Source organism: Enterobacter wuhouensis, assembly GCF_004331265.1.
Lineage (GTDB): Bacteria > Pseudomonadota > Gammaproteobacteria > Enterobacterales > Enterobacteriaceae > Enterobacter > Enterobacter wuhouensis.
The window spans coordinates 156,146-182,572 of record NZ_SJOO01000004.1; the positions used below are offsets into that span (position 1 = coordinate 156,146).

At 58.3% G+C, this 26,427-nt stretch carries 21 protein-coding genes; 15 read left to right on the forward strand and 6 right to left on the reverse strand.

Going from position 1 to position 26,427, the window contains the following annotated elements:
- Nucleotides 1-9 precede the first annotated feature (9 nt).
- From thiB to thiQ, 3 genes are read left to right on the forward strand one after another with little or no spacing between them, the layout of a single operon-like run.
- Nucleotides 10-993, forward strand: a complete 984-nt coding sequence (thiB, locus tag E0L20_RS10805; RefSeq protein ID WP_131633966.1) for a thiamine ABC transporter substrate binding subunit — start codon at nt 10-12, stop codon at nt 991-993.
- Nucleotides 969-2,579 carry a thiamine/thiamine pyrophosphate ABC transporter permease ThiP gene (gene thiP, locus E0L20_RS10810; RefSeq protein WP_131633967.1) on the forward strand — a complete coding sequence of 537 codons (1,611 nt, stop codon included), beginning with the start codon at nt 969-971 and terminating at the stop codon, nt 2,577-2,579. The genes thiB and thiP overlap by 25 nt, the downstream gene beginning before the upstream one ends.
- A complete protein-coding gene (gene thiQ / locus E0L20_RS10815; protein WP_131633968.1) occupies nt 2,563-3,264 on the forward strand; it encodes a thiamine ABC transporter ATP-binding protein ThiQ in 702 nt (233 codons plus the stop codon). Before thiP ends, thiQ begins: the two co-directional genes overlap by 17 nt.
- Nucleotides 3,265-3,308: 44 nt before the next feature.
- On the opposite strand, the gene E0L20_RS10820 is transcribed toward thiQ, so the two are convergent.
- Together E0L20_RS10820 and araC are read right to left on the reverse strand one after the other, a co-directional pair.
- Complete coding sequence (locus E0L20_RS10820) at nt 3,309-4,076, reverse strand: DedA family protein (RefSeq protein ID WP_100122340.1); 768 nt, start codon at nt 4,074-4,076, stop codon at nt 3,309-3,311.
- A gap of 118 nt (nt 4,077-4,194) precedes the next feature.
- On the reverse strand, nt 4,195-5,040 hold the full coding sequence (araC, locus tag E0L20_RS10825; RefSeq protein WP_131633969.1) for an arabinose operon transcriptional regulator AraC: 846 nt from the start codon (nt 5,038-5,040) through the stop codon (nt 4,195-4,197).
- Nucleotides 5,041-5,376: 336 nt separating this feature from the next.
- Here araC and araB point away from each other — a divergent pair, with 336 nt between their 5' ends.
- From araB to rluA, 6 genes are all read left to right on the forward strand, one after another.
- A complete protein-coding gene (gene araB / locus E0L20_RS10835) occupies nt 5,377-7,086 on the forward strand; it encodes a ribulokinase (RefSeq protein WP_131633970.1) in 1,710 nt (569 codons plus the stop codon).
- 10 nt (nt 7,087-7,096) lie between these two features.
- On the forward strand, nt 7,097-8,599 hold the full coding sequence (gene araA / locus E0L20_RS10840) for an L-arabinose isomerase (RefSeq protein WP_131634228.1): 1,503 nt from the start codon (nt 7,097-7,099) through the stop codon (nt 8,597-8,599).
- Between the two features lie 86 nt (nt 8,600-8,685).
- Entirely contained in the window at nt 8,686-9,381 is a 696-nt protein-coding gene (gene araD, locus E0L20_RS10845) for an L-ribulose-5-phosphate 4-epimerase (RefSeq protein WP_131633971.1), read from the forward strand.
- Nucleotides 9,382-9,497: 116 nt separating this feature from the next.
- Entirely contained in the window at nt 9,498-11,855 is a 2,358-nt protein-coding gene (gene polB, locus E0L20_RS10850; RefSeq protein WP_131633972.1) for a DNA polymerase II, read from the forward strand.
- A gap of 127 nt (nt 11,856-11,982) precedes the next feature.
- Nucleotides 11,983-14,889, forward strand: coding sequence for an RNA polymerase-associated protein RapA (gene rapA / locus E0L20_RS10855; protein WP_131633973.1), 2,907 nt, complete (start codon nt 11,983-11,985; stop codon nt 14,887-14,889).
- A 12-nt stretch (nt 14,890-14,901) separates the two neighbouring features.
- Nucleotides 14,902-15,561: a bifunctional tRNA pseudouridine(32) synthase/23S rRNA pseudouridine(746) synthase RluA gene (gene rluA / locus E0L20_RS10860; RefSeq protein ID WP_131633974.1), complete on the forward strand. Its 660-nt coding sequence runs from the start codon at nt 14,902-14,904 to the stop codon at nt 15,559-15,561.
- 31 nt (nt 15,562-15,592) lie between these two features.
- On the opposite strand, the gene djlA is transcribed toward rluA, so the two are convergent.
- Nucleotides 15,593-16,408, reverse strand: a complete 816-nt coding sequence (gene djlA, locus E0L20_RS10865) for a co-chaperone DjlA (RefSeq protein ID WP_131633975.1) — start codon at nt 16,406-16,408, stop codon at nt 15,593-15,595.
- Nucleotides 16,409-16,646: 238 nt separating this feature from the next.
- On the opposite strand from djlA, the gene lptD reads away from it, so the two are divergent.
- The 6 genes from lptD to apaH are packed head-to-tail and all read left to right on the forward strand — an operon-like array spanning nt 16,647 to nt 23,403.
- Nucleotides 16,647-19,025 (forward strand): LPS assembly protein LptD, encoded by a 2,379-nt coding sequence (lptD, locus tag E0L20_RS10870; protein ID WP_131633976.1) that lies wholly within the window; start codon nt 16,647-16,649, stop codon nt 19,023-19,025.
- Nucleotides 19,026-19,078: 53 nt separating this feature from the next.
- Nucleotides 19,079-20,365 (forward strand): peptidylprolyl isomerase SurA, encoded by a 1,287-nt coding sequence (gene surA, locus E0L20_RS10875; protein ID WP_131633977.1) that lies wholly within the window; start codon nt 19,079-19,081, stop codon nt 20,363-20,365.
- A complete protein-coding gene (gene pdxA / locus E0L20_RS10880; RefSeq protein ID WP_131633978.1) occupies nt 20,365-21,351 on the forward strand; it encodes a 4-hydroxythreonine-4-phosphate dehydrogenase PdxA in 987 nt (328 codons plus the stop codon). Before surA ends, pdxA begins: the two co-directional genes overlap by 1 nt.
- A complete protein-coding gene (gene rsmA, locus E0L20_RS10885) occupies nt 21,348-22,169 on the forward strand; it encodes a 16S rRNA (adenine(1518)-N(6)/adenine(1519)-N(6))-dimethyltransferase RsmA (RefSeq protein ID WP_131633979.1) in 822 nt (273 codons plus the stop codon). The genes pdxA and rsmA overlap by 4 nt, the downstream gene beginning before the upstream one ends.
- 3 nt (nt 22,170-22,172) lie before the next feature.
- Nucleotides 22,173-22,550 carry a Co2+/Mg2+ efflux protein ApaG gene (apaG, locus tag E0L20_RS10890; RefSeq protein WP_131633980.1) on the forward strand — a complete coding sequence of 126 codons (378 nt, stop codon included), beginning with the start codon at nt 22,173-22,175 and terminating at the stop codon, nt 22,548-22,550.
- Nucleotides 22,551-22,554: 4 nt separating this feature from the next.
- A complete protein-coding gene (apaH, locus tag E0L20_RS10895) occupies nt 22,555-23,403 on the forward strand; it encodes a bis(5'-nucleosyl)-tetraphosphatase (symmetrical) ApaH (RefSeq protein ID WP_131633981.1) in 849 nt (282 codons plus the stop codon).
- Between the two features lie 35 nt (nt 23,404-23,438).
- On the opposite strand, the gene folA is transcribed toward apaH, so the two are convergent.
- The 3 genes from folA to kefF form a co-directional block, all read right to left on the reverse strand.
- The gene (gene folA, locus E0L20_RS10900; RefSeq protein ID WP_131633982.1) at nt 23,439-23,918 is read right to left on the reverse strand and encodes a type 3 dihydrofolate reductase; all 480 of its coding nucleotides are present in this window, start codon (nt 23,916-23,918) and stop codon (nt 23,439-23,441) included.
- A 114-nt stretch (nt 23,919-24,032) separates the two neighbouring features.
- On the reverse strand, nt 24,033-25,898 hold the full coding sequence (gene kefC, locus E0L20_RS10905) for a glutathione-regulated potassium-efflux system protein KefC (RefSeq protein ID WP_131633983.1): 1,866 nt from the start codon (nt 25,896-25,898) through the stop codon (nt 24,033-24,035).
- Entirely contained in the window at nt 25,891-26,421 is a 531-nt protein-coding gene (gene kefF, locus E0L20_RS10910; RefSeq protein WP_131633984.1) for a glutathione-regulated potassium-efflux system oxidoreductase KefF, read from the reverse strand. The genes kefC and kefF overlap by 8 nt, the downstream gene beginning before the upstream one ends.
- Between the last annotated feature and the right edge of the window lie 6 nt (nt 26,422-26,427).

Below are 26,427 nucleotides of genomic sequence, written 5' to 3' on the forward strand. Positions count from 1 at the left end.
AGGTGCAAAGTGTTAAAAAAAGTTCTCCCCCTGCTGGCGCTGTTTGCGCTGCCTGCTTTTGCGAAGCCCGTCCTGACGGTCTACACCTACGACTCCTTCTCCGCCGACTGGGGGCCTGGCCCGGTAGTCAAAAAAGCCTTCGAAGCCGACTGTAACTGCGAGCTGAAGTTCGTGGCGCTGGAGGACGGCGTGTCGCTGCTCAATCGTCTTCGCATGGAAGGCAAAAACAGCAAGGCCGACGTGGTGCTCGGGCTGGATAACAACCTGCTGGAAGCCGCCACGCAAACCAGGCTGTTTGCCAAAAGCGGCGTTGCGGCAGATGCCGTTAACGTGCCGGGCGGCTGGAAAAATGACACCTTTGTGCCGTTCGACTACGGCTACTTTGCGTTTGTTTACGACAAAAACAAGCTGAAAAACCCGCCGAAGAGCCTGAAAGAGCTGGTGGAAAGTGACCAGAAATGGCGCGTGATTTACGAAGATCCGCGTACCAGCACGCCAGGTCTGGGCCTGCTGCTGTGGATGCAAAAGGTCTACGGGGATAAAGCCCCCGAAGCGTGGCAGAAGCTGGCCGCCAAAACCGTCACCGTGACCAAGGGCTGGAGCGAAGCCTACGGCCTGTTCCTGAAAGGCGAAAGCGACCTGGTGCTGAGCTACACCACCTCTCCGGCCTACCACATCATCGCCGAGAAGAAAGATAACTACGCGGCGGCGAATTTTGCTGAGGGTCACTACCTTCAGGTGGAAGTGGCAGCGCGTACCGCCGCCAGCAAGCAGCCGGAGCTGGCCGAGAAGTTCCTGAAATTTATGGTTTCACCGGCGTTCCAGAACGCTATTCCGACGGGCAACTGGATGTATCCGGTCACTAACGTTGCCCTGCCCGCAGGTTTCGAGCAGTTGACTAAACCAACAGCCTCGCTGGAGTTTACGCCGCAGCAGGTTGCCGCGCAGCGTGCCGCATGGGTAAGTGAATGGCAACGCGCCGTCAGCCGCTGATCCCCGGCTGGTTAATTCCCGGGCTTATGGCCGCCATCCTGATGGTGGCGGTCAGCCTGGGGGCTTTTCTCGCGCTGTGGCTCAACGCGCCGGAGAGCGATCTGCTCGCACTCTGGCACGACAGCTATCTCTGGCACGTTATTCGGTTCTCCTTCTGGCAGGCTTTTCTCTCCGCGCTACTGTCGACGATCCCGGCCATCTTCCTCGCGAGAGCGCTGTACCGCAGACGTTTTCCCGGCCGGCAGGCGCTGCTGCGCCTGTGCGCGATGACGCTGATCCTGCCGGTGCTGGTGGCGGTATTTGGCATCCTGAGCGTGTATGGCCGTCAGGGCTGGCTGGCCACGCTCTTTGCATTTTTAGGCCTGGAGTGGACCTTCTCTCCCTACGGCCTGAAGGGCATTCTGCTGGCGCACGTCTTTTTCAATATGCCGATGGCGACGCGGCTCTTTTTGCAGGCGCTGGAGAATATTCCGGGCGAACAGCGTCAGGTTGCCGCCCAGCTCGGCATGCGCGGCGCGTCTTTCTTCCGCTTCGTCGAATGGCCGTGGCTTCGCCGTCAGATCCCGCCCGTGGCGGCATTAATCTTCATGCTCTGCTTCGCCAGCTTTGCCACCGTGCTGTCACTCGGGGGCGGGCCGCAGGCCACCACCATCGAGCTCGCGATCTTTCAGGCGCTGAGTTACGACTACGATCCGGGCCGCGCCGCGCTGCTGGCGATGGTGCAGATGGCGTGCTGTCTTGTGTTGGTGCTCCTGAGCCAGCGCCTGAGCAAAGCCATTTCTCCCGGCAGTAACCAGATAGCGGGCTGGCGCGATCCGCAGGACAGCCTGCACAGACGCATCACCGATTTTATCCTTATCGCGCTGGCGCTGATGCTTCTGCTGCCGCCGCTTCTGGCCGTTGTCGTCGACGGTCTGAACCTCAATCTTGTTTCCGTATTGCAACAGCCCGTGCTCTGGCAGGCGACGTGGACCTCGGTACGCATCGCGCTGGCCGCCGGGCTGCTGTGCGTCATACTGACCATGATGCTGCTCTGGAGCAGCCGTGAACTCTACGCGCGTCAGGCCCGTAAGGCCGGGCAAATGCTGGAGCTGACGGGCATGCTGATCCTGGCGATGCCGGGCATCGTGCTGGCGACGGGCTTCTTTTTACTGTTCAACAGCACCATTGGCCTGCCGGAGAGCGCCGACGGCATCGTGATTTTTACCAACGCCCTGATGGCCATCCCTTACGCGCTTAAAGTGCTGGAAAACCCGATGCGCGACGTGAACAGCCGCTACGGTTTGCTCTGTCAGTCGCTGGGGATGCAGGGCTGGCAGCGGCTGAAGGTGGTGGAACTCCGCGCCCTTAAACGACCGCTGGCGCAGGCGCTGGCCTTCGCCTGCGTGCTGTCGATAGGGGATTTTGGCGTCGTGGCGCTGTTCGGCAATGAAGACTTCCGCACGCTGCCGTTCTGGCTTTATCAGCAAATTGGCTCCTACCGCAGCCAGGATGGGGCCGTCACGGCACTCTTACTGCTGCTGCTGTGCTTTGCGTTATTTACCGTTATCGAAAAACTTCCGGGGCGTGATGTTAGAACTGACTGATGTAACCTGGCTCTACCAGCATCTGCCGATGCGCTTTACGCTCTCCGTGCGTCAGGGGGAGATGATTGCCGTGCTTGGCCCAAGCGGCGCGGGGAAAAGTACGCTGCTCAATTTGATCGCCGGTTTTTTGCAACCGGCAAGCGGAACGATCGTGATTGAGAACCGTGACCATACCCGCACCCCGCCGGCAAAGCGCCCTGTTTCAATGCTGTTTCAGGAAAACAACCTGTTTACCCACCTGACGGTACGGCAAAACATCGCGCTGGGAATGCATCCGGGACTCAGGCTGAACGACGCCCAGCGACACAAGCTGGAACTGATTGCCGGGCAAATGGGGATCGCTGAGTTTATCGACAGGCTACCGGGCGAACTGTCCGGCGGCCAGCGTCAGCGCGTGGCGCTGGCGCGCTGTCTTGTGCGCGAGCAGTCCGTTCTGCTGCTGGATGAACCCTTCTCTGCGCTCGATCCCGCGCTGCGCCAGGAGATGCTGACCCTGGTGCAGGATGTCTGCCAGCGTCAGCAGCTCACAATGCTGATGGTGTCGCACAGCATTGAGGACGCAGCCCGCATCGCGCCGCGATCGGTTGTGATCGCGGAGGGGCGTATTTTGTGGGATGGACGTACAGAAGAACTGCTGAGTGGTAAGGCGGGGGCGTCTTCGCTGTTGGGCATTCATGCTGTCTGATGCCCTCACCCTGACCCTCTCCCACGGGGAGAGGGAAAAAGTCCTTAACGGCTGACCACTTTTAATAAAATCTCGCCGTATACCGGCATCAGCGGGTGACGAATCAGCGCGACCAGGGCTACCACGGCCACACCCAGCGTCAGCGGGGCCAGCCAGAGCAGGCGCGTGCGCGGGAGATAGCGCGTCAGGCGGTCGACGCTGGCTTTTGCGCTGCGCCACAGGCGCCAGCAGAGCCAGACCGCCAGCCACAGCAGCACCGCCGTTCCCAGAAGCAGCCATTTAAACTCGCCGCTTTGCATTCCGTCAGGAATATCGATGGCCGCACCGGCCAGAATACCCGGCAGGAAGTAGAACGGCGGCCAAAAGACGCAGCCGATAATGTTCGGCACCACGAACTTCGCAACGGGCAGATCCAGCATCCCGGCCACCATCGGCACCAGCGGACGCGTTGGCCCGACAAAGCGGCCGACAAGGATGGTAAACATGCTGTGCTGGTGCAGCGCGTGCTCGGTTTTATCCAGCAGGGCTTTGTTCTTCTTCATAAACGACCAGCGGTGCAGCGGCTTCTTAAAGCGCCAGCCCAGCCAGAAGGAGATCCAGTCGCCCAGCAGGCAGCCGATAATACCGGCCAGCCACGCCTGCCAGAAATTAACTTCACCGCTGCCAATCAGCGCGCCAAGCCCCGCCATCATTACGGTACCGGGCAGGATCAGCCCAACCAGCGCCAGCGATTCCAGAAACGCCACCAGCGCCACGGCGATGAGCGAGTACATAACGGACTGGGTGATAAAATGTTCCAGCAATGCCTGCATAACTATTCCGGTCAGAAAACGAATCAGCGATTCTGCTTAGCGCCCTGCACCGCGTCAAGGCATCAATTGTCTGAATAGTTTACAAGATGCTCCTGAAGTTCACCTGAATGTTTACCGTTTATTCACATCCCGCGCGGAATTCGCTGGGGCTGGCGCCGGTGCATTTTTTAAAGACGCGAGAGAAATAGAGCTGATCCTCAAAGCCCACGTTACGGCCCACGGTGGCAATAGGCATCCGGGTGGTGCTGAGCAGCAGCTTCGCCTGGCTAATGCGCTGATCCTCGCGCCAGCTCAGCACGCTCACCCCAAGCTGCTGGCGGAACAGGTGCGATAGCCGGGACGGTGAAAGGCACACGTGCTGCGCGACGCTGGCAATATCAAACTGGCTGTCAGACAGGTGATCGCTGATGTACTGGCAGGCATCGCGCACGCGGTTATCCAGCGGCGGGTTAAGCGATTCGTTAATCGCCTCCATGCGGCGCAGCAGCACCTGCTCAAGCAGGTTAATCGCCAGCAGTTCGGCGTAGCGCCCGCCAGCCTGCCCAGCCTCGATAATCTGGGCAAACAGCTCGCGAAACTGAGAGAGATGCGCCTCATCCGGGCGGTAAAAACCGGTATGGGCAAAGATCGCTGGCCACGACAGCCACTCCTGCCAGTAGGCGCGCGGGCGGAAGTAGACCCACTGGTGATACCACTCTTTGGCATCAGGGTGGCGCCCGTAGTGGTGGATCTCTCCCGGCGGGAACAGCAGCATATCGCCGGGGCGGCAAACAAACTGCTGGTCACCGTTTTTGATGATCCCTTCTCCGCGCACGGTGAGATTCAAAATAAAACCCTTCATCCCCAGCGGACGATCGACGTAAAAATCGAGGTATCCCTCAGCCTCGATAGGGGTCAGACCCGCCACCAGATGGGCGTTAAACGAATAGCCCGGCAGGAGGGGATCGTTTTGCGTTTCGGCCATAGATTCAGTTCTCCCGGCGCTCCCGAAGGAAACCATTTGTCCATATCGTTAAAAGCAGTATAAAAATGGCCTGCGAAACGCACCAAAAAGCCTCGCGCCTCTTTTACGTCCGCCATGTTTCAGCCTTCGCCCCTGATTTCTCCGCCATCGCTGGCAGATAAGCAGTAACAAAAGTGTCTATAAGTGCGGCAGAAATGTCCACATTGAATATTTGCACGGCGTCACACTTTCAATCGTAACAGCAATTTAATCCATAAGATTAGCGGATCCTGCCTGACGATTTTCGTCCCCAGTCTCTAATGTTCTCCCATACCTGTTTTTTGATGGAGCAACACCATGGCAATTGCGATTGGCCTCGATTTTGGCAGCGACTCGGTTCGCGCGCTGGCAGTGGACTGTACGACCGGCCAGGAGATAGCAACCAGCGTTGAGTGGTATCCGCGCTGGCAAGAGGGGCGCTATTGCGATGCGCCAAACAACCAGTTCCGCCACCACCCGCGTGACTACATTGAATCAATGGAAGCGGCAATCAAAACCGTGCTGGCAGACCTCAGCGGCGAACAGCGCGCAGAGATTGTCGGCATTGGCGTCGACAGCACCGGCTCAACGCCTGCCCCGGTCGATGCAGAAGGCCGCGTGCTGGCGCTGCGCCCGGAGTTCGCCGACAACCCGAACGCCATGTTCGTGCTGTGGAAAGACCATACCGCCGTGGAAGAGGCTGAAGCCATCACCCGCCTGTGCCATCAGCCGGGCAAAACCGACTATTCGCGCTACATCGGCGGCATTTACTCCAGCGAGTGGTTCTGGGCGAAAATTCTGCACGTCACCCGCGCGGACGCTTCGGTCGCGCAGGCTGCGGCATCGTGGATTGAGCTGTGCGACTGGGTGCCAGCCCTGCTCTCCGGCACCACCCGCCCGCAGGCTATCCGCCGCGGCCGCTGCAGCGCCGGGCATAAATCGTTATGGCATGAAAGCTGGGGCGGCCTGCCTCCGTCGGCGTTCTTCGATGAGCTCGACCCGATTATCAACAAGAGCCTGAAATACCCGCTGTTTACCGACACCTTCACCGCCGATATTCCGGTCGGCACCCTCTGCGAAGAGTGGGCAAAACGCCTGGGGCTTCCGCAGAACGTGGCCATCTCCGGCGGGGCGTTCGACTGCCATATGGGTGCCGTGGGCGCGGGCGCTCAGCCCAATACCCTGGTGAAAGTCATCGGCACGTCTACCTGCGACATCCTGACGGCGGATAAAGCTACCGTCGGCGACCGCGCGGTAAAAGGCATCTGCGGCCAGGTGGACGGCAGCGTGGTGCCGGACTTTATCGGCCTTGAAGCCGGTCAGTCCGCGTTTGGCGATATCTACGCCTGGTTTGGTCGCGTGCTGGGCTGGCCGCTGGACCAGCTGGCGGCAGCGCACCCTGAACTGAAAGCCCAGATTGCCGAGAGCAAAAAGCAGCTTCTGCCGCAGCTCACCGAAGCCTGGGCGAAAAATCCGTCTCTCGATCACCTCCCGGTGGTGCTGGACTGGTTTAACGGCCGCCGCACGCCGTTCGCCAACCAGCGCCTGAAAGGGGTGATTGCGGATCTCAACCTGGCAACCGACGCCCCTGCGCTGTTCGGCGGCCTGATTGCCGCTACCGCCTTCGGCGCGCGCGCCATTATGGAGTGCTTCACCGAGCAGGGCATCGACGTGAACAACGTGATGGCGCTGGGCGGCATCGCCCGTAAAAACCCGGTGATCATGCAGGCCTGCTGCGACGTGCTGAACCGTCCGCTGCAGATTGTGGCCTCCGATCAGTGCTGCGCGCTGGGCGCGGCGATTTTCGCCGCCGTGGCCGCAGGCGTCCATGCCGACATCCCGACCGCGCAGCAGCATATGGCGAGCGCCGTCGAAAACACCCTTCAGCCGCGCGCCCAGCAGGCGCAACGCTTCGAACAGCTTTATCAGCGCTACCAGCAATGGGCAAAAAGCGCCGAGCTTCACTATCTCCCTGTCGCCGCCCCGGCCAAAAGCACCGCGGACACTACGGCAACCCTGACACATTAAGGACACGATGATGACCATTTTTAATAACTATGAAGTGTGGTTTGTGATTGGCAGCCAGCATCTGTACGGGCCGGAAGCGCTGCAGCAGGTGACGAAACACGCGGAGCACGTGGTTAACGCGCTGAACGCGGAAGCCAAACTGCCGTGCAGGCTGGTGCTGAAACCGCTGGGCACCACGCCGGACGAAATCACAAACATCTGCCGCGACGCCAACTACGACGATAAATGCGCCGGCCTGGTGGTGTGGCTGCACACCTTCTCGCCAGCAAAAATGTGGATCAACGGCCTGTCTATCCTCAACAAACCGCTGCTGCAGTTCCATACCCAGTTCAACGCCTCCCTGCCGTGGGACAGCATCGACATGGACTTTATGAACCTGAACCAGACCGCGCACGGCGGCCGCGAGTTCGGCTTCATCGGCGCGCGTATGCGCCAGCAGCACGCGGTGGTCACCGGCCACTGGCAGGATGGCAACGCGCAACAACGTATCGGCTCCTGGATGCGTCAGGCCGTCTCTAAGCAGGACACCCGCCACCTGAAAGTGGTGCGTTTTGGCGACAACATGCGTGAAGTGGCGGTCACCGACGGCGACAAAGTGGCCGCGCAGATCAAGTTCGGCTTCTCTGTGAATACATGGGCCGTAGGCGACCTGGTGCAGGTGGTGAATGAAATCAGCGACGGCGACGTGAACGCGCTGGTGGACGAGTACGAAAGCAGCTATCGCCTGACGCCTGCGGCACAAATTAACGGCGACAAGCGCCAGAACGTGCTGGACGCGGCGCGCATCGAGCTGGGCATGAAGCGCTTCCTCGAACAGGGCGGCTTCCACGCCTTTACCACCACCTTTGAAGACCTCCACGGCCTGAAACAGCTGCCGGGCCTGGCGGTACAACGTCTGATGCAGCAGGGCTACGGCTTTGCGGGCGAGGGCGACTGGAAAACTGCCGCTCTGCTTCGCATCATGAAGGTGATGTCGACCGGTCTGCAGGGCGGCACCTCCTTTATGGAGGACTACACCTACCACTTCGAAAACGGCAACGACCTGGTGCTCGGCTCGCACATGCTGGAAGTGTGTCCAACAATCGCCGTCGAAGAGAAACCGATCCTCGACGTGCAGTATCTCGGCATCGGTGGTAAAGCCGATCCAGCGCGTCTGATCTTCAACACCCGCACCGGCCCGGCCATCAACGCCAGCCTGATCGACCTCGGCGATCGTTTCCGCCTGCTGGTGAACTGCGTCGATGCGGTTGAAACGCCGCATTCCCTGCCGAAACTGCCGGTCGCCAACGCCCTGTGGAAAGCGCAGCCAGACCTGCCAACCGCGTCCGAAGCCTGGATTGTGGCCGGTGGCGCGCACCACACGGTGTTCAGCCACGCGCTGGATCTGAACGATATGCGTCAGTTCGCCGAGCTGCACGATATCGAGCTGACCGTGATTGATAACGAGACCCGCCTGCCCGCGTTCAAAGACGCGCTGCGCTGGAACGAAGTCTATTACGGTTCAAAACGCTAAGCCCTGAATGCCCGGTGGCACTGCGTTTACCGGGCCTACGATCCTGTAGGCCGGATAAGCGAAGCGCCATCCGGCAGGAGACAACTATGTTAGACGATCTCAAGCGTCAGGTGCTCGAAGCCAACCTGGCGCTGCCGAAACATAACCTCGTGACCCTGACCTGGGGCAACGTCAGCGCCGTCGACCGCGACAAGGGCGTGTTCGTGATCAAGCCATCCGGCGTGGATTACACGGTAATGACCGCAGAAGACATGGTGGTGGTCAGCATCGAAACGGGTGAAGTGGTGGAAGGCAGCAAAAAGCCCTCCTCCGATACGCCCACCCACCGCCTGCTGTATCAATCCTTCCCGACCATCGGCGGGATTGTGCATACCCATTCGCGCCACGCGACCATCTGGGCGCAGGCGGGCCAGTCCATACCGGCCACCGGCACCACCCACGCGGACTACTTCTACGGCACCATTCCCTGCACGCGCCTGATGACCGATGCGGAGATTAACGGTGAGTACGAGTGGGAAACGGGTAACGTGATTGTTGAAACCTTCGAAAAACAGGGTATCGACGCGGCGCAAATGCCCGGCGTGCTGGTGCACTCCCACGGCCCGTTCGCCTGGGGGAAAAACGCGGAAGACGCGGTGCATAACGCGATTGTGCTCGAAGAGGTCGCCTATATGGGGATCTTCTGCCGACAGCTGGCACCGCAGCTGCCGGACATGCAGCAGACCCTGCTCGATAAGCATTACCTGCGCAAGCACGGCGCGAAGGCGTATTACGGGCAGTAGCCTGTAGGCCGGATAAGCGCAGCGTCATCCGGCAAACCAGGCACTGTATAAAACCCCAGCAAACACCCCTTAACCAGGCTATAATCAGGCCTGGTTTTGTTTTCTGGGATAACGGCGTGGCGCAGGCGCAAGAAGGCTTTTTACTGACCCGACACTGGCGGGATACCCCTCAGGGCACCGAGGTCGCGTTCTGGCTGGCGACGAACAACGGCCCGCTGCACGTTACGCTGCCGCCGCAGGAATCCGTGGCTTTTATCCCAGAGCCTCACGTCGAAAAAGTGAAACAGCTGCTGCGCGGCGAAAACGGCTGGCGTCTCACCCCGCTTGAGCTGAAAGATTTCCACCGCCAGCCGGTTTACGGCCTCTACTGCCGCGCCCATCGCCAGCTGATGCGCTACGAAAAGCTGCTCCGCGAAGCGGGCGTGACGCTCTACGAAGCGGATATCCGCCCACCGGAACGCTTTCTGATGGAGCGGTTCATTACCGCCCCCGTCTGGGTTGACGGCACCGCGCATAGCGGCAGCCTGGTGAACGCACGCCTGAAGCCTAACCCTCACTATCGCCCGCCGCTGAAGTGGGTCTCTCTGGATATTGAAACCACCCGCCACGGCGAGCTTTACTGCATTGGGCTTGAAGGCTGCGGGCAGCGGGTTGTCTATATGCTCGGGCCGCCGAATGGCGATGCGTCCGCGCTGGATTTCCGGCTTGAGTATGTCAACAGCCGTCCGCAGCTGCTGGAGAAGCTTAACCAGTGGTTTGCCGAGCACGATCCCGATGTGCTGATCGGCTGGAACGTGGTGCAGTTCGACCTGCGCGTGCTGCAAAAGCACGCCGAGCGCTACCGTATCCCGCTGATGCTGGGGCGCGGAAATACCGAGCTGGAGTGGCGCGAGCACGGTTTTAAGAACGGCGTTTTCTTTGCGCAGGCCAACGGCCGCCTGATTATCGACGGCATCGAGGCGCTAAAGTCCGCCTTCTGGAACTTTTCCTCGTTCTCGCTCGAAGCCGTGTCGCAGGAGCTGCTCGGCGAGGGCAAATCCATCGACAACCCGTGGGACAGAATGGATGAGATCGACCGTCGCTTTAACGAAGACAAACCGGCGCTGGCAACCTATAACCTGAAAGACTGCGAGCTGGTCACGCGGATATTCCACAAAACCGAGATCATGCCGTTCCTGCTGGAGCGCGCGACGGTGAACGGCCTGGCGGCCGACAGGCACGGTGGTTCGGTTGCCGCCTTCGGCCATCTGTATATTCCCCGGATGCACCGCGCAGGCTACGTCGCCCCCAACCTCGGCGACGTGCCGCCGCAGGCCAGCCCCGGCGGATATGTCATGGACTCCCGCCCGGGGCTTTACGACTCGGTGCTGGTGCTGGACTATAAAAGCCTGTATCCGTCGATTATCCGCACCTTTTTGATTGACCCCGTCGGGCTGATTGAGGGCATGGCGCAGCCGGATGACGAACGCAGTACCGAGGGCTTCCTCGGGGCGCGCTTCTCCCGCGAGAAACACTGCCTGCCGGAGATAGTGGGCAACATCTGGCACGGCCGCGAAGAGGCGAAACGCCAGGGAAACAAGCCGCTTTCACAGGCGCTGAAGATCATCATGAATGCCTTCTACGGCGTGCTGGGCACCAGCGCCTGCCGCTTCTTCGATCCGCGTCTGGCGTCATCCATTACCATGCGCGGGCACGAGATTATGCGCCAGACGAAAGCCCTGATTGAATCCCGGGGCTATGACGTCATCTACGGCGACACGGACTCCACCTTCGTGTGGCTGAAAGGCGCGCATTCAGAAGAGGACGCAGCGAAGATCGGCAAAGCGCTGGTGGCGTTTGTGAACGACTGGTGGCGTGAAAATTTGCAAAAAGAGCGGTTAACCAGCGCGCTGGAGCTGGAGTTTGAAACGCATTTCGCCCGCTTTTTAATGCCTACCATTCGCGGGACCGATCAGGGCAGCAAGAAGCGCTACGCCGGGCTGATTCAGGAAGGCGACAAGCAGCGGATGGTCTTTAAAGGGCTGGAGACGGTACGCACCGACTGGACGCCGCTGGCGCAGCAGTTCCAGCAGACGCTCTACCTGCGGGTGTTCCGCAATGAGCCCTATCAGGACTACATCCGCGAAACCATCGCCAGCCTGATGGCCGGCGAGCTGGATGACCAGCTGGTGTATCGCAAGCGCCTGCGCCGCCCTTTGGTGGAGTACCAACGCAATGTGCCCCCTCATGTGCGCGCCGCGCGTCTGGCGGACGAAGAGAACGTACGGCGGGGGCGCGCCCAGCAGTATCAAAACCGGGGTTCCATCAAGTATGTCTGGACCACCAGCGGCCCGGAACCGGTTGATTACCAGCAGTCGCCGCTTGATTACGATCACTATCTGACGCGTCAGCTTCAGCCGGTTGCGGAGGGAATTTTACCCTTCATCGACGATGATTTTGCTACACTAGTGACAGGACAGCTTGGCCTATTTTGACGCGTGACGAAATGGCTGCCATCCAGTACCATAGCGCCCTTTCCATTCCCGGACCCATTTTTCGATGACCGTCTTTTTTGACGGGGTCGAACTATTGCCTGCAATTAAAGATTAGAGCCGAACAACTATGCCTTTTACACTTGGTCAACGCTGGATCAGCGATACAGAAAGCGAACTTGGATTAGGAACCGTCGTAGCAATCGATACGCGTATGGTTACCCTCCTCTTCCCTGCCACCGGTGAAAACCGTCTGTACGCTCGCAATGACTCCCCTGTTACCCGCGTGATGTTCAATCCGGGCGACACCGTGACCAGCCATGACGGCTGGCAGCTCAAGATTGAAGACGTAAAAGAAGAGAATGGACTGCTCGCCTACATCGGGACTCGCCTGGACACCGACGAGGCCAACGTTATCCTGCGCGAAGTGCTGCTCGACAGCAAGCTGGTCTTCAGCAAGCCGCAGGATCGCCTGTTTGCCGGGCAAATCGACCGTATGGATCGTTTCTCTCTGCGCTACCGCGCGCGTAAGTTCCAGAGTGAACAGTACCGCATGCCGTGGAGCGGCCTGCGCGGCCAGCGCACCAGCCTGATCCCCCACCAGCTGAACATCGCCCATGACGTGGGCCGTCGCCATGCGCCTCGCGTCCTGCTGGCTGACGAAGTGGGTCTGGGTAAAACCATCGAAGCGGGCATGATCCTGCATCAACAGCTGCTCTCCGGCGCCGCCGAGCGCGTGCTGATTGTTGTTCCAGAAACGCTGCAGCACCAGTGGCTGGTTGAGATGCTGCGCCGCTTTAATCTGCGTTTCTCCCTGTTCGATGACGAACGCTATGCCGAAGCGCAGCACGACGCCGACAACCCGTTTGAAACCGAACAACTGGTGATCTGCTCGCTGGACTTCGTGCGCCGCAGCAAGCAGCGCCTGGAGCACCTGTGCGACGCCGAATGGGACATTATGGTGGTCGACGAAGCGCACCACCTGGTCTGGAGCGAAGACGCGCCAAGCCGCGAATACATGGCTATCGAGCAGCTTGCCGAGCGCGTGCCCGGTGTTCTGCTGCTGACCGCAACGCCTGAACAGCTGGGTCTGGAAAGCCACTTTGCCCGTCTGCGCCTGCTCGATCCAAACCGTTTCCACGACTTTGCGCAGTTCGTTGAAGAACAGAATAACTACCGTCCGGTCGCGGATGCCGTTGCGCTGCTGCTGGCGGGCAACCGCCTCTCTAACGACGAGCTGAACACCCTGAGCGATCTGATTGGTGAGCAGGATATCGAACCTCTCCTGCATGCCGCCAACAGCGACAGCGACGACGCAGGATCCGCGCGTAAAGAGCTTATCGACATGCTGATGGATCGCCACGGCACCAGCCGCGTGCTGTTCCGTAACACCCGTAACGGCGTCAAAGGCTTCCCGAAACGCGAGCTGCACACCATCAGGCTACCGCTGCCGACCCAGTATCAGACGGCAATCAAGGTTTCCGGCATTATGGGCGCGCGTAAAACGGCAGAAGAGCGCGCGCGTGACATGCTCTACCCGGAACAGATTTATCAGGAATTCGAAGGCGATACCGGCACCTGGTGGAACTTCGATCCGCGCGTTGAGTGGCTGATGGGCTATCTGACCGCACACCGCTCGCAAAAAGTGCTGGTGATCTGCGCCAAAGCCGCCACCGCGCTGCAGCTGGAGCAGGTTCTGCGCGAGCGGGAAGGCATTCGCGCCGCCGTGTTCCACGAAGGCATGTCGATCATCGAGCGCGACCGTGCGGCCGCCTGGTTTGGTGAAGAAGACAGCGGCGCGCAGGTGCTGCTGTGCTCTGAAATCGGCTCTGAAGGCCGCAACTTCCAGTTTGCCAGCAACCTGGTGATGTTCGATCTGCCGTTTAACCCGGACCTGCTGGAGCAGCGTATCGGCCGTCTGGACCGTATCGGTCAGGCGCATGATATTCAGATCCACGTTCCGTATCTGGAAAAAACCGCCCAGTCCGTACTGGTGCGCTGGTTCCACGAGGGTCTGGACGCGTTTGAGCACACCTGCCCGACCGGGCGCGCCATTTACGATCGGGTTCATAGCGACCTGATCGGCTACCTGGCTGCGCCGGAAAATACTGACGGCTTTGACGACCTGATCAAATCCTGCCGCGAGCAGCACGACGCGCTGAAGGCTCAGTTGGAACAGGGTCGCGACCGCCTGCTGGAGATCCACTCCAACGGCGGTGAAAAAGCGCAGGCGCTGGCCGAGAGTATTGAAGAACAAGATGATGACACCAGCCTGATCGGCTTCTCCATGAACCTGTTCGACATCGTTGGGATCAACCAGGACGATCGCGGCGAAAATCTGATCGTCCTCACGCCGTCCGATCATATGCTGGTTCCGGATTTCCCGGGCCTGCCGGAGGACGGCTGCACCATCACCTTTGAACGTGATGTGGCGCTGTCCCGCGAAGACGCCCAGTTCATCACCTGGGAACACCCGCTGATCCGCAACGGTCTGGATCTGATCCTCTCCGGCGATACCGGCAGCAGCACCATTTCTCTGCTGAAGAACAAGGCGCTGCCGGTCGGTACGCTGCTGGTTGAACTGATCTACGTTGTGGAGGCGCAGGCGCCGAAGCAGCTCCAGCTCACCCGCTTCCTGCCGCCAACGCCGGTGCGTCTGCTGCTGGACAAAAACGGCACGAACCTGGCAGGACAGGTGGAGTTCGAAAGCTTCAACCGTCAGCTGAGCGCGGTTAACCGCCATACCGGCAGCAAGCTGGTCAACGCCGTTCAGCAGGACGTGCACGCCATTCTGCAGCTGGGCGAAACGCAGGTTGAAAAAGCGGCCCGCGCGCTGATTGACGCGGCGCGTACCGAAGCCGACGACAAACTTTCAGCCGAGCTGTCCCGTCTGGAAGCGTTAAAAGCGGTTAACCCGAACATCCGTGACGACGAGCTGGCTGCGATTGAGAGCAATCGTCAGCAGGTGATGGAAAGCCTGGATCAGGCGAGCTGGCGTCTGGACGCCCTGCGTCTTATCGTTGTGACGCATCAGTAAACGGAGCGCAAGATGGTGATGGAGCCCTACAATCCCCCTCAGGACCCCTGGCTGGTCATTCTGTATCAGGATGAGCACATTATGGTGGTCAACAAGCCGAGCGGCCTGTTGTCCGTGCCGGGGCGTCTGGATGAGCACAAGGACAGCGTGATGACGCGCATTCAGCGCGATTATCCGCAGGCGGAGTCCGTTCATCGCCTGGACATGGCCACCAGCGGCGTGATTGTGGTGGCGCTGCATAAAGAAGCAGAACGCGAGCTGAAGCGCCAGTTCCGCGAGCGCGAGCCGAAAAAGCAGTACGTCGCGCGCGTCTGGGGCCATCCGGCCCCCGCGGAAGGGCTGGTGGATTTGCCGCTGATCTGCGACTGGCCGAACCGACCCAAGCAGAAGGTCTGCTATGAAACCGGCAAAGCGGCGCAAACCGAGTATGAAGTGCTGGAGTACGCGCCGGATAACACCGCGCGCGTTCTGCTCAAGCCGATTACCGGACGCTCGCACCAGCTGCGCGTGCATATGCTCGCCCTGGGCCATCCGATCCTCGGCGACCGGTTTTACGCCCCGCCTGAAGCGCTGGCCTTAGCACTACGTCTGCAGCTCCACGCGCAGACGCTCACCATTACCCATCCGGTCTTTGGTAACGCGATGACCTTTAAAGCTCCGGTAGACTTCTAAAAAAATGGCCCGACATCGTCGGGCCATTTTTCTATTTAAAACCTTTCTGCTCTTTTATGAGCTCGTACGCTTTCTGAATTTCCTGCGCTTTTTGCTTCGCCATTTCCATCATTTCTGGCGGTAAGCCTTTCGCGACCAGCTTGTCCGGGTGGTGTTCACTCATTAATTTACGGTAGGCACGCTTGATGGTTGTCGCATCGTCCGTTGGCTTCACGCCCAGGACGTTACAGGCATCTTCCAGCGTTGGACCGCGCTGCGCCTGCTGCCAGCCGCCGCCGGAGGATTGCTGCTGATAGCCGCCGCCAAATTGCGCGCCGCCCTGCATCATGCGCAGGAACTGGTCGAACTGCATGCGAGAGATCCCCAACTCTTCAGCAATGACGTATAAAACGTCCCGCTCATTGGGATGAAGAGAGCCATCGGCAAAGGCCGCCTGAATCTGGATTTCCAGAAACATCCGAATTAAATCAAAGCGCCCGAAGCAGATGCTGCGGAACTGACGCATTTTTTCGCGCAGCGGATAGTTATCCGCTTTGCCGATACGAAACGCATTTTGTGCGGCCAGGCGGGAATCGCCGTGCAGATTCATGCGATCCATAAAGATGCTGGCAACCTGAATATCGGCTTCCGTCACGCGCCCTTTGGATTTGGTTAAGTGCCCCATGACCTCAAAGGTGGTCGAGAAAAAGAGTGACTGACGTTCGCGCTGGTTGGCAAACCAGGCCATTTTGCGGCTGCGCGCCTTATCAAACATGTGCCCAATAATAAGCCCAAGTACGATCCCCCAAAACCCGGCACCCATTACGATGGCGAACGCAACGCCGATTATTTTACCCCAATACTGCATATACTCCCCGGATAGTCATGTTCCTGGTCGACGCAACGCCATAATCACTGTGTTCAAGCCACGGTCAATTGAAGGACATCGCCTATAATTTGCTTTATCATACTCGTCATTCGATAGCGAGCCTAACACTTGGCGCGCAAACGGGCAGGATTAACGCTGGTACTGCGCTGATGAGTAAGATAGTCTCTGAGCGTTTGTAAGCCGTAGCCACTGATGACGGAACAATAAAATACAACGTATGAAAAAACGTATCCCCACCCTCCTGGCCACAATGATTGGTGCCGCTCTGTACAGTCAGCAGGGGCTGGCAGCCGATCTCGCCTCGCAGTGTATGCTTGGCGTCCCAAGCTACGATCGCCCACTGGTTCAGGGCGATACGAATAGCTTGCCGGTAACCATTACTGCCGATAGCTCTAAAGGCACCTATCCGGACAACGCGACGTTCACGGGCAACGTCGATATTAATCAAGGCAATAGCCGCCTGCGTGCCGATGAAGTGCAATTGCACCAGAAGCAACCGGAAGGTGCGGTCGAACCGGTACGTACGGTGGATGCACTGGGTAATGTGCATTACGACGACAACCAGGTCATCCTGAAAGGTCCGAAAGCCTGGTCAAACCTGAATACGAAAGATACCAACGTCTGGAAAGGTGATTACCAGATGGTGGGACGTCAGGGGCGTGGTGATGCCGACCTGATGAAACAGCGCGGTGAAAACCGCTACACGATTCTTGAAAACGGTACCTTCACCTCCTGTCTGCCGGGGTCGAATACCTGGAGCGTAGTCGGGAGTGAAGTGATTCATGACCGTGAAGAGCAGGTTGCAGAGATCTGGAACGCGCGCTTCAAGCTCGGCCCGGTACCTGTTTTCTATAGCCCGTATTTACAGCTTCCCGTGGGCGACAAACGTCGTTCCGGCTTCCTGATCCCCAATGCCAAATACAGCACCACGAACTATTTTGAGTTCTACCTGCCGTATTACTGGAACATCGCGCCCAACATGGACGCCACGATCACGCCGCACTATATCCACAAGCGCGGTAATATCATGTGGGAGAACGAGTTCCGTTACCTGACTAAAGCGGGTACGGGCTTAATGGAGCTGGATTACCTGCCGTCAGATAACGTTTATAAAGACGATACGACAAATAACCCATCCGGCGACGATCGTCACCGTTGGTTATTCTACTGGCGTCATGCCGGGGTGATGGATCAGGTCTGGCGCTTTAACGTCGACTACACCAAGGTCAGTGACTCTACCTATTTCAACGACTTTGATTCCAAATACGGTTCAAGTACCGACGGCTACGCGACGCAGAAATTCAGTGCTGGCTATGCCATCCAGAACTTCAACGCCACGGTGTCCACCAAACAGTTCCAGGTCTTCAGCAACCAGACCAACAGTACCTATGGTGCTGAACCGCAGCTGGACGTTAACTGGTATCAAAACGATGTGGGGCCATTCGATACCCGCGTTTACGCTCAGGCCGTACATTTCGTGAATACCAACTCCGATATGCCGGAAGCGACGCGTCTTCATATCGAGCCGACGATCAACCTGCCGTGGTCAAACGACTGGGTGAGCCTGAACACCGAAGCCAAGCTGATGGCAACCCACTATCAGCAGAAGAATGTTGATAGCTATAACACCAGCAATGACGCACGCCTTGAAGAGTCCGTAAATCGCACCCTGCCGCAGTTTAAAATGGACGGCAAGCTGATCTTTGAGCGCGATATGGGGCTGCTGGCTGATGGCTATACTCAGACCCTCGAGCCGCGGATGCAGTATCTGTACGTACCGTATCGCGATCAGAGCAATATCAACAACTACGACTCCTCGCTGCTCCAGTCTGACTATAGCGGCCTGTTCCGCGACCGTACCTACGGTGGTCTTGACCGTATTGCTTCTGCAAACCAGCTCACTACCGGCGTGACCACGCGTGTATATGATGATGCCTCAGTTGAACGTTTTAACGTTTCTGTTGGTCAAATCTACTATTTCACGGAATCACGTACGGGAGATGAGCAAAATTTACAGTGGGAAGATAACGATAAGACAGGTTCTGTCGTCTGGGCCGGTGATACCTACTGGCGTATGACGGACCGCTGGGGTCTGCGCGGCGGCGTGCAGTATGACACCCGCCTGGATAACATCGCGAACAGTAGCGCCACTATTGAATACCGTCGTGATGAAGACCGACTGGTTCAGCTGAATTATCGTTATGCCAGCCCTGAATATATTCAGGCTACGCTGCCAAAAAACAACAACGATAAGACCTGGACTCAGGAACAGTATAAAGACGGTATCTCGCAGGTGGGTGCCGTTGCGAGCTGGCCGATTGCCGATCGCTGGTCAATCGTCGGGGCGTATTACTTCGATACCAACGCCAATAAAGCGGCAGACCAAATGGTGGGGCTGCAATATAACTCCTGCTGTTATGCGCTGCGCGTCGGTTACGAACGCAAGCTTAACGGCTGGGATACCAAAAACAATCAAAGCGAATACGATAACGTGATTGGCTTTAACTTCGAGCTTCGCGGCCTGAGCTCCAACTACGGTCTGGGTACGCAGAAAATGCTGCGTTCAAACATTCTGCCGTACCGTAGCTCATTGTAATGTGCTTGATTTACAACGTAATCCGCTCTGCGGTTAATTGAAATGGAAAAAGTATGAAGAACTGGAAAACGCTGCTGCTCGGTGTCGCCATGGTTGCGAATACCAGCTTCGCCGCACCCCAGGTTGTTGATAAAGTCGCCGCTGTGGTTAACAACGGCGTTGTGCTTGAAAGCGACGTTGACGGTCTGATGAAATCTGTGAAGCTCAACTCGGACCAGGCAGGTCAGCAACTTCCGGATGACGCTACGCTGCGCCATCAGATCCTGGAGCGTCTGATCATGGATCAGATCGTTCTGCAGATGGGTCAGAAAATGGGTGTGAAGGTCACTGACGAACAGCTCGATCAGGCAATCGCCAACATCGCCAAGCAAAACAACATGAGCATGGATCAGATGCGCAGTCGTCTGGCTTATGATGGCATTAGCTACCCAACCTACCGCAATCAGATCCGTAAAGAGATGCTGATTTCGGAAGTGCGCAACAATGAAGTGCGTCGCCGCGTGACGATCCTGCCGCAGGAAGTGGACGCGCTGGCAAAACAGGTGGGCACCCAGAACGATGCCAGCACGGAGCTGAACCTGAGCCACATCCTGATCCCACTGCCGGAAAACCCAACCTCCGATCAGGCTGCAGAAGCGGAAAGCCAGGCGCGTTCTATCGTTGAACAGGCGCGTAACGGCGGTGACTTCGGCAAGCTCGCCATCACGTACTCTGCAGACCAGCAGGCGCTGAAGGGCGGCCAGATGGGCTGGGGACGCATTCAGGAACTGCCTTCTCTCTTCGCTCAGGCGCTGAGCACCGCGAAGAAAGGCGATATCGTAGGGCCAATCCGTTCAGGCGTCGGCTTCCACATTCTGAAGGTGAACGATCTGCGTGGTCAGAGCCAGAATATTTCCGTGACGGAAGTGCATGCTCGCCATATTCTGCTGAAACCATCACCGATCATGACCGACGATCAGGCCCGGGTTAAGCTGCAGCAAATTGCGGCCGACATTAAGAGCGGTAAAACCACCTTTGATAAAGCGGCTAAAGAGTTCTCTCAGGACCCAGGCTCTGCTAACCAGGGCGGCGATCTCGGCTGGGCTGCAGCGGATATCTACGATCCGGCGTTCCGCGATGCGTTAATGAAGCTGAACAAAGGCCAGATGAGCGCACCGGTACACTCCTCCTTTGGCTGGCACCTGATTGAGCTGATGGATACCCGCAACGTGGATAAAACCGACGCGGCGCAGAAAGACAGAGCCTACCGTATGCTGTTCAACCGTAAATTCTCTGAAGAAGCGGCAACCTGGATGCAGGAACAACGCGCCAGCGCTTACGTGAAAATACTGAGCAACTGATGAAACAGCATCGCGTTGTGATCACTCCCGGCGAACCCGCCGGGATTGGGCCAGACCTTGTTGTCCAGCTCGCCCAGCGCAGCTGGCCCGTTGAGCTGGTCATCTGCGCAGATGCAACGCTGTTACAGGACCGGGCAACATTGCTCGGTCTGCCTTTAACGCTCATTCCCTACGTTGAAGGCCAGCAGCCCGCGCCACAGCAGGCCGGCACCCTCACCCTTCTTTCGGTCCCACTTCGTACGCCCGTTGTACCAGGCCAGCTCAGCGCTGAAAACGGCAACTATGTTGTCGAGACGCTGGCGCGCGCGTGCGACGGCTGCCTGAACGGTGAGTTTGCCGCGCTGATCACCGGCCCGGTGCATAAAGGCGTTATCAACGACGCCGGCATCCCGTTTACCGGACACACCGAATTCTTTGAAGAGCGCTCGCATAGCCCGAAAGTGGTGATGATGCTGGCCACCGAGGAGATGCGCGTCGCGCTGGTGACAACCCATCTGCCAATCAAAGCCATTCCTGATGCCATCACCCCGGAGCTCCTTCGCGAGATCATCGGGATTTTGCATCACGACCTGCAGACCAAATTTGGGATACCGCAGCCGCACGTGCTGGTCTGCGGCCTCAATCCGCACGCCGGGGAAGGCGGGCACATAGGCACCGAAGAGATCGACACCATCATTCCGGTGCTTGAGGAGATGCGTGCGAAGGGGATGAACCTCAGCGGGCCGCTGCCTGCCGATACCCTTTTCCAGCCTAAATACCTGGATAATGCCGACGCCGTGCTCGCGATGTACCACGATCAGGGCCTGCCCGTGCTAAAATACCAGGGCTTTGGCCGCGGCGTGAATATCACCCTCGGTTTACCCTTTATTCGAACGTCCGTTGACCACGGTACTGCGCTGGATCTGGCAGGCCAGGGGAAAGCGGATGTCGGCAGTTTTATTACGGCGCTTAATCTCGCCATCAAAATGATTGTTAATACTCAATGACTAATCGAGTCCATCAGGGCCACTTAGCCCGTAAACGCTTCGGGCAGAACTTCCTCAACGATCAGTTTGTGATCGAAAGCATTGTCTCGGCTATTAATCCGCAGAAAGGTCAGGCGATGGTCGAAATCGGCCCGGGTCTTGCCGCGCTGACCGAACCCGTCGGCGAACGTCTTGACGAACTGACGGTTATCGAGCTCGACCGCGATCTCGCGGCACGTCTGCAAACGCACCCGTTCCTTGGGCCAAAGCTGACGATTTATCAGCAGGATGCGATGACCATGAACTTTGGCGAACTGTCCGAGAAAATGGGCCAGCCGCTGCGCGTATTCGGTAACTTGCCGTACAACATCTCCACCCCGCTGATGTTCCACCTGTTTAGCTATACTGATGCCATTGCCGACATGCACTTCATGCTGCAGAAAGAGGTGGTTAACCGTCTGGTTGCAGGGCCGAACAGTAAAGCGTATGGTCGTTTAAGCGTGATGGCGCAGTATTTCTGCAACGTGATCCCGGTACTTGAAGTGCCGCCGTCAGCGTTCACGCCGCCACCGAAAGTAGACTCTGCGGTTGTGCGCCTCGTGCCGCACAAGGTGAAGCCATACCCGGTCAAAGAGCTGCGCGTACTGAGCCGTATCACAACAGAAGCGTTTAACCAGCGCCGTAAAACGATCCGCAACAGCCTGAGCAATTCGTTTACCGTTGAGGTACTAGCCGAGCTGGGGATCGACCCGGCCATGCGTGCGGAGAATATTTCCGTCGAGCAGTACTGCAAGCTGGCTAATTACATCAGCGAAAATGCCCCGCCGAAGGAGAGTTAAGCCATGATTGATTCGCCCCGCGTCTGTGTCCATGTGCAAAGCATTTATGTTGAATCGCAATCCTCACCGGATGAAGAACGTTATGTCTTCGCGTACACCGTGACCATTCGCAACCTGGGGCGGATGCCTGTGCAGCTGCTGGGGCGTTACTGGCTTATCACCAACGGCAATGGCCGCGAAATCGAAGTCCAGGGTGAGGGTGTGGTGGGTGAACAACCGCACATTGATCCTGGCGAAGAGTATCAGTACACCAGCGGCGCGGTGATTGAAACGCCAATGGGTACCATGCAGGGCCATTATGAAATGGTCGACGTCGATGGCAACGCGTTCCGCGTTGCTATTCCTGTGTTCCGTCTCGCCGTAACCACACTCATCCATTAATCCCATGTCTACATATCTGATTGGCGACGTTCACGGTTGCTACGATGAACTGATCGCATTGTTAAAGCAGGTCGACTTTACTCCAGGCCAGGATACGCTCTGGCTGACGGGGGATTTAGTCGCGCGCGGTCCCGGCTCGCTGGACGTGCTGCGATTCGTCAAATCACTCGGCGACAGCGTGCGCATGGTGCTGGGCAATCACGATCTGCATCTGCTGGCAGTCTTCGCCGGGATCAGCCGTAACAAGCCAAAGGACAGGCTCTCGCCCTTGCTGGAAGCGCCGGATGCCGACGATCTGATCAACTGGCTGCGCCGACAGCCGCTTTTGCAGGTTGATGAAGAGAAAAAGCTGGTCATGGCACATGCCGGGATCACGCCGCAATGGGATCTGGAGACGGCAAAAACCTGCGCGCGCGACGTCGAGGCGGTGCTGGCGAGCGACTCCTATCCTTTCTTCCTCGATGCCATGTACGGCGATATGCCGAACCACTGGAGCGAAGATCTCAGCGGCCTGGCGCGCCTGCGTTTTATCACTAACGCCTTTACGCGCATGCGTTTCTGCTTCCCCAACGGACAGCTGGATATGTATTCGAAGGAGACGCCTGAAAGCGCGCCCGCACCGCTCAAACCGTGGTTTGCCATTCCTGGGCCGGTGACAAACGAGTACAGCGTCGTATTTGGCCACTGGGCTGCGCTTGAAGGTAAAGGCACGCCAGAAGGGATCTACGGACTGGATACCGGATGCTGCTGGGGCGGGGATTTGACCTGCTTACGTTGGGAAGATAAAGCGTACTTCGTGCAGCCGTCCAATCGACAGCTGGACTTAGGGGAAGGTGAGGCCGTCGCCTCCTGACGCATTCCCCTCACCACAGGGTGAGGGGAAATAGCTTAACGACGTTCCAGAATCTCGAAGCAGTAGCTGTGCGAGTTCTGCGCGTCGGCATCGTGGAATTCGCTGAAAACCGACTCCCACTCGTCCGGATCGTAATCCGGGAAATGGGTATCCCCTTCCACTTCCGCATCAATGTGCGTCAGATACAGCTTCTGCGCTTTCGGCAGGAACTGCTCATACACACGACCGCCGCCGATCACCATGATTTCTTCGGCGTCACCGCAGGCGGCGATCGCGTCGTCCACGGACTTAACCCACTGAACGCGATCGTCAGTGCCCGGCTGGCTGCTGATAACGATATTCTTACGGCCCGGCAATGGACGACCAATCGACTCCCAGGTCAGGCGGCCCATCACTACCGGCTTGTTTAACGTTGTACGTTTAAACCATGCGAGATCGGCAGGCAGGTTCCACGGCATGGCGTTTTCCATACCGATAACGCGGTCTACCGCCATCGCTGCAATCAGACTGATCATTGAAAATTTCCCGGATGCAAAAAATTGCCGCCACTATACGGAAAGCTTAATCTTTCGTCGACTGGCGGCAGGGTAAAGAAACAGAAATTTTTTATTATTGCTGGCAACTCCACTTCACGCGGAAGGTTTACTCTCCGGTTCGTCTTCAGGATTCCCGGTATGCTTGCCCTCATCCGTGCCCTGCCAGCCGTGACGCTGGACCAGCGACAGGTGGTTGCGGTCCTCGTTAATGATCTCCGTCAGCATCGCGCTGGTGCGTTTAAACACCGCCGCGCGCTCCGACGCCGTGCTGCTCGCCATCGCCACCATCTCTTCGACCATGTCGGTGTTAAAGCGGCGGAACAGGTCGGCGCGCTCGCGCGCTTCATACGCTCCCAGCCCCAGGCTTTCCAGCGCCATGCGGCCAGACTTCAGCGCGCCTTCGAACGTTTCACGCTCCGGTGCCGCAACGCCCGCCTGACGCAGCTGGATATAATGATCCACATCGCGCGCGCGGGAGATGATGGTCAGATTCGGGAAGTGCGCTTTTACCAGCTCCACCATCTGCAGGCTGGTTTGCGGATCGTCGATGGCGTTAATCAGCACCTCGGCTTTGGCCGCCCCGGCAGATTCCAGCAGATCGACGCGGGTCGCATCGCCGTAGAACACCTTCATGTCGAATTTACGCAGGGTATCCACGTGGTCAGGATCGTGATCGAGGATGACCATCTTCACACCGCTGGAGAGCAGTAATCGCCCAACGATCTGCCCGTATCGCCCAAAACCGGCAACGATGACGCGCGGCTGCTCCTCGTCGATCTCATCCGCCTCGCGCTCCTGGCCGCTACCCGATTTCTCCAGACGCGTCAGCACCACCAGCAGGATCGGCGTAGCGGCCATCGACAATGCCACGGCCAGCGTCAGCGCCTTCGCCCACTCCGGATCGAGCACGTTCGCCATCTGCGCCGCACCAAAGACGACGAAGGCGAACTCGCTCCCCTGCCCCAGCAGCACGGCGAACCAGCGGCGCTGTTTATTCGGTACTTTAAGCGGGCGGGCAATCAGCCACAGCATCGCCATTTTAATAACCAGGAAGCCCACCAGCAGGATAATAATCCGCAGCGGATGCGTAACCAGCGTACCGAAGTCGACGGACATCCCGACGCCGATGAAAAACAGCCCCAGCAGTAATCCTTTAAACGGCTCGATATCGCTTTCCAGCGCATGGCGGTATTCAGAGCTTGCCAGAAGAACGCCTGCCAGGAAGGCGCCCATCGCCATCGACAGCCCGGCCTCTTCCAGCAGAAGGCCAAAGCCAAACACCAGGAACAGCGCAACGGCGCTGAACACTTCGCGCAGGCCAGAGCGCGCAACAAACCGCAGCAGCGGACGGGTCACGTAGCGGCCCAAAAGAATAACTAACGCCAGCGCGCCAGCCACCTTAAGCGCCGACAGCGCGAATGCGCCTAACGTAGTGGAAGAGCCGCTTGCCGCCAGCAGCGGGATCATCGCCACCAGCGGAATGGCGGCAATATCCTGGAAAAGCAGTACGGAGAACGCGCTGCGCCCCATCTGAGAGACGGTCAGGTTGCGTTCGTTCATCGCCTGCATGGCAATGGCCGTTGAGGAGAGGGCGAGCGTCATGCCGATAAGCTCGGCTACCTTCCACTCCATTCCCAGCAGGATACAGAAGCCGCCCAGCAGCAGGCCGCAGGCCAGCATCTGCAGCGCACCGCCGCCGAACACCGAGGCGCGAAGCTTCCACAGCCTCTGCGGATCAAGTTCAAGACCAATGACAAACAGCATCAGCACAACGCCGATTTCCGCAAAATGCAGTATCGCTTCGGCATCGGTCACCAGACGAAGGCCCCAGGGGCCAATCACGCATCCGGCAATCAGATAGCCAAGCACCGAGCCCAGCCCAAGGCGAACCGCCACGGGCACAATCAGCGCCGCCGCGCCGAGATAAATCAGCGCCTGTATCAGCGTATGGCTATCCATTGTGCGTCTCCTGCCACTCAAGTAAGCGTTGTTTGTAGTGGCGAGCCTGCGCCTGCAGCGTTTCATCGTCGCAGACAAAGGTACAGTGCATCGCAAAAGGCGGCAGCCAGTTCAGGCCACAGTAGAGCGCCGTCGCCTGGAGCGGCTGCGCCAGCACGTCAAAGCCGGGGAACGAACCAATATCGAAATGGCTTTCACCGCCGCCGGTGGTCACGGCCCACATCAGGCTTTTGCCCTGCAGCGCTTTGCCGTTGTGGCCATACGCCCAGCCGTGAGAAAAGACCTTATCGATCCACAGCTTCAGGAGCGGGGGCGTGCTGTACCACTGCATCGGGTGCTGCCAGATAATCAGATCGGCACGGGAAAGCGCCTCCTGTTCGGCGGCGATATCGATATTAAAATCGGGATAGAGTTGATAGAGGGAACGTATCTCTACGTTATCGAGCGTCCTTACCTGCTCAAGCATCCGTTTATTCGCATGCGAGTGCTGCGGATACGGGTGCGCATAAATTATCAGAATCATTAATTA

Bases quoted from the DNA above. Each gene is read 5' to 3' on its own strand.
- djlA (WP_131633975.1), bottom strand. From the start codon at position 16,408: ATGCAGTATTGGGGTAAAATAATCGGCGTTGCGTTCGCCATCGTAATG.
- thiP (WP_131633967.1), top strand. From the start codon at position 969: ATGGCAACGCGCCGTCAGCCGCTGATCCCCGGCTGGTTAATTCCCGGG.
- pdxA (WP_131633978.1), top strand. From the start codon at position 20,365: ATGAAACAGCATCGCGTTGTGATCACTCCCGGCGAACCCGCCGGGATT.
- araA (WP_131634228.1), top strand. From the start codon at position 7,097: ATGACCATTTTTAATAACTATGAAGTGTGGTTTGTGATTGGCAGCCAG.
- apaH (WP_131633981.1), top strand. From the start codon at position 22,555: ATGTCTACATATCTGATTGGCGACGTTCACGGTTGCTACGATGAACTG.
- folA (WP_131633982.1), bottom strand. From the start codon at position 23,918: ATGATCAGTCTGATTGCAGCGATGGCGGTAGACCGCGTTATCGGTATG.
- araD (WP_131633971.1), top strand. From the start codon at position 8,686: ATGTTAGACGATCTCAAGCGTCAGGTGCTCGAAGCCAACCTGGCGCTG.
- lptD (WP_131633976.1), top strand. From the start codon at position 16,647: ATGAAAAAACGTATCCCCACCCTCCTGGCCACAATGATTGGTGCCGCT.
- surA (WP_131633977.1), top strand. From the start codon at position 19,079: ATGAAGAACTGGAAAACGCTGCTGCTCGGTGTCGCCATGGTTGCGAAT.
- apaG (WP_131633980.1), top strand. From the start codon at position 22,173: ATGATTGATTCGCCCCGCGTCTGTGTCCATGTGCAAAGCATTTATGTT.
- thiQ (WP_131633968.1), top strand. From the start codon at position 2,563: ATGTTAGAACTGACTGATGTAACCTGGCTCTACCAGCATCTGCCGATG.
- araB (WP_131633970.1), top strand. From the start codon at position 5,377: ATGGCAATTGCGATTGGCCTCGATTTTGGCAGCGACTCGGTTCGCGCG.
- E0L20_RS10820 (WP_100122340.1), bottom strand. From the start codon at position 4,076: ATGCAGGCATTGCTGGAACATTTTATCACCCAGTCCGTTATGTACTCG.
- rapA (WP_131633973.1), top strand. From the start codon at position 11,983: ATGCCTTTTACACTTGGTCAACGCTGGATCAGCGATACAGAAAGCGAA.
- rluA (WP_131633974.1), top strand. From the start codon at position 14,902: ATGGTGATGGAGCCCTACAATCCCCCTCAGGACCCCTGGCTGGTCATT.
- kefC (WP_131633983.1), bottom strand. From the start codon at position 25,898: ATGGATAGCCATACGCTGATACAGGCGCTGATTTATCTCGGCGCGGCG.
- kefF (WP_131633984.1), bottom strand. From the start codon at position 26,421: ATGATTCTGATAATTTATGCGCACCCGTATCCGCAGCACTCGCATGCG.
- araC (WP_131633969.1), bottom strand. From the start codon at position 5,040: ATGGCCGAAACGCAAAACGATCCCCTCCTGCCGGGCTATTCGTTTAAC.
- rsmA (WP_131633979.1), top strand. From the start codon at position 21,348: ATGACTAATCGAGTCCATCAGGGCCACTTAGCCCGTAAACGCTTCGGG.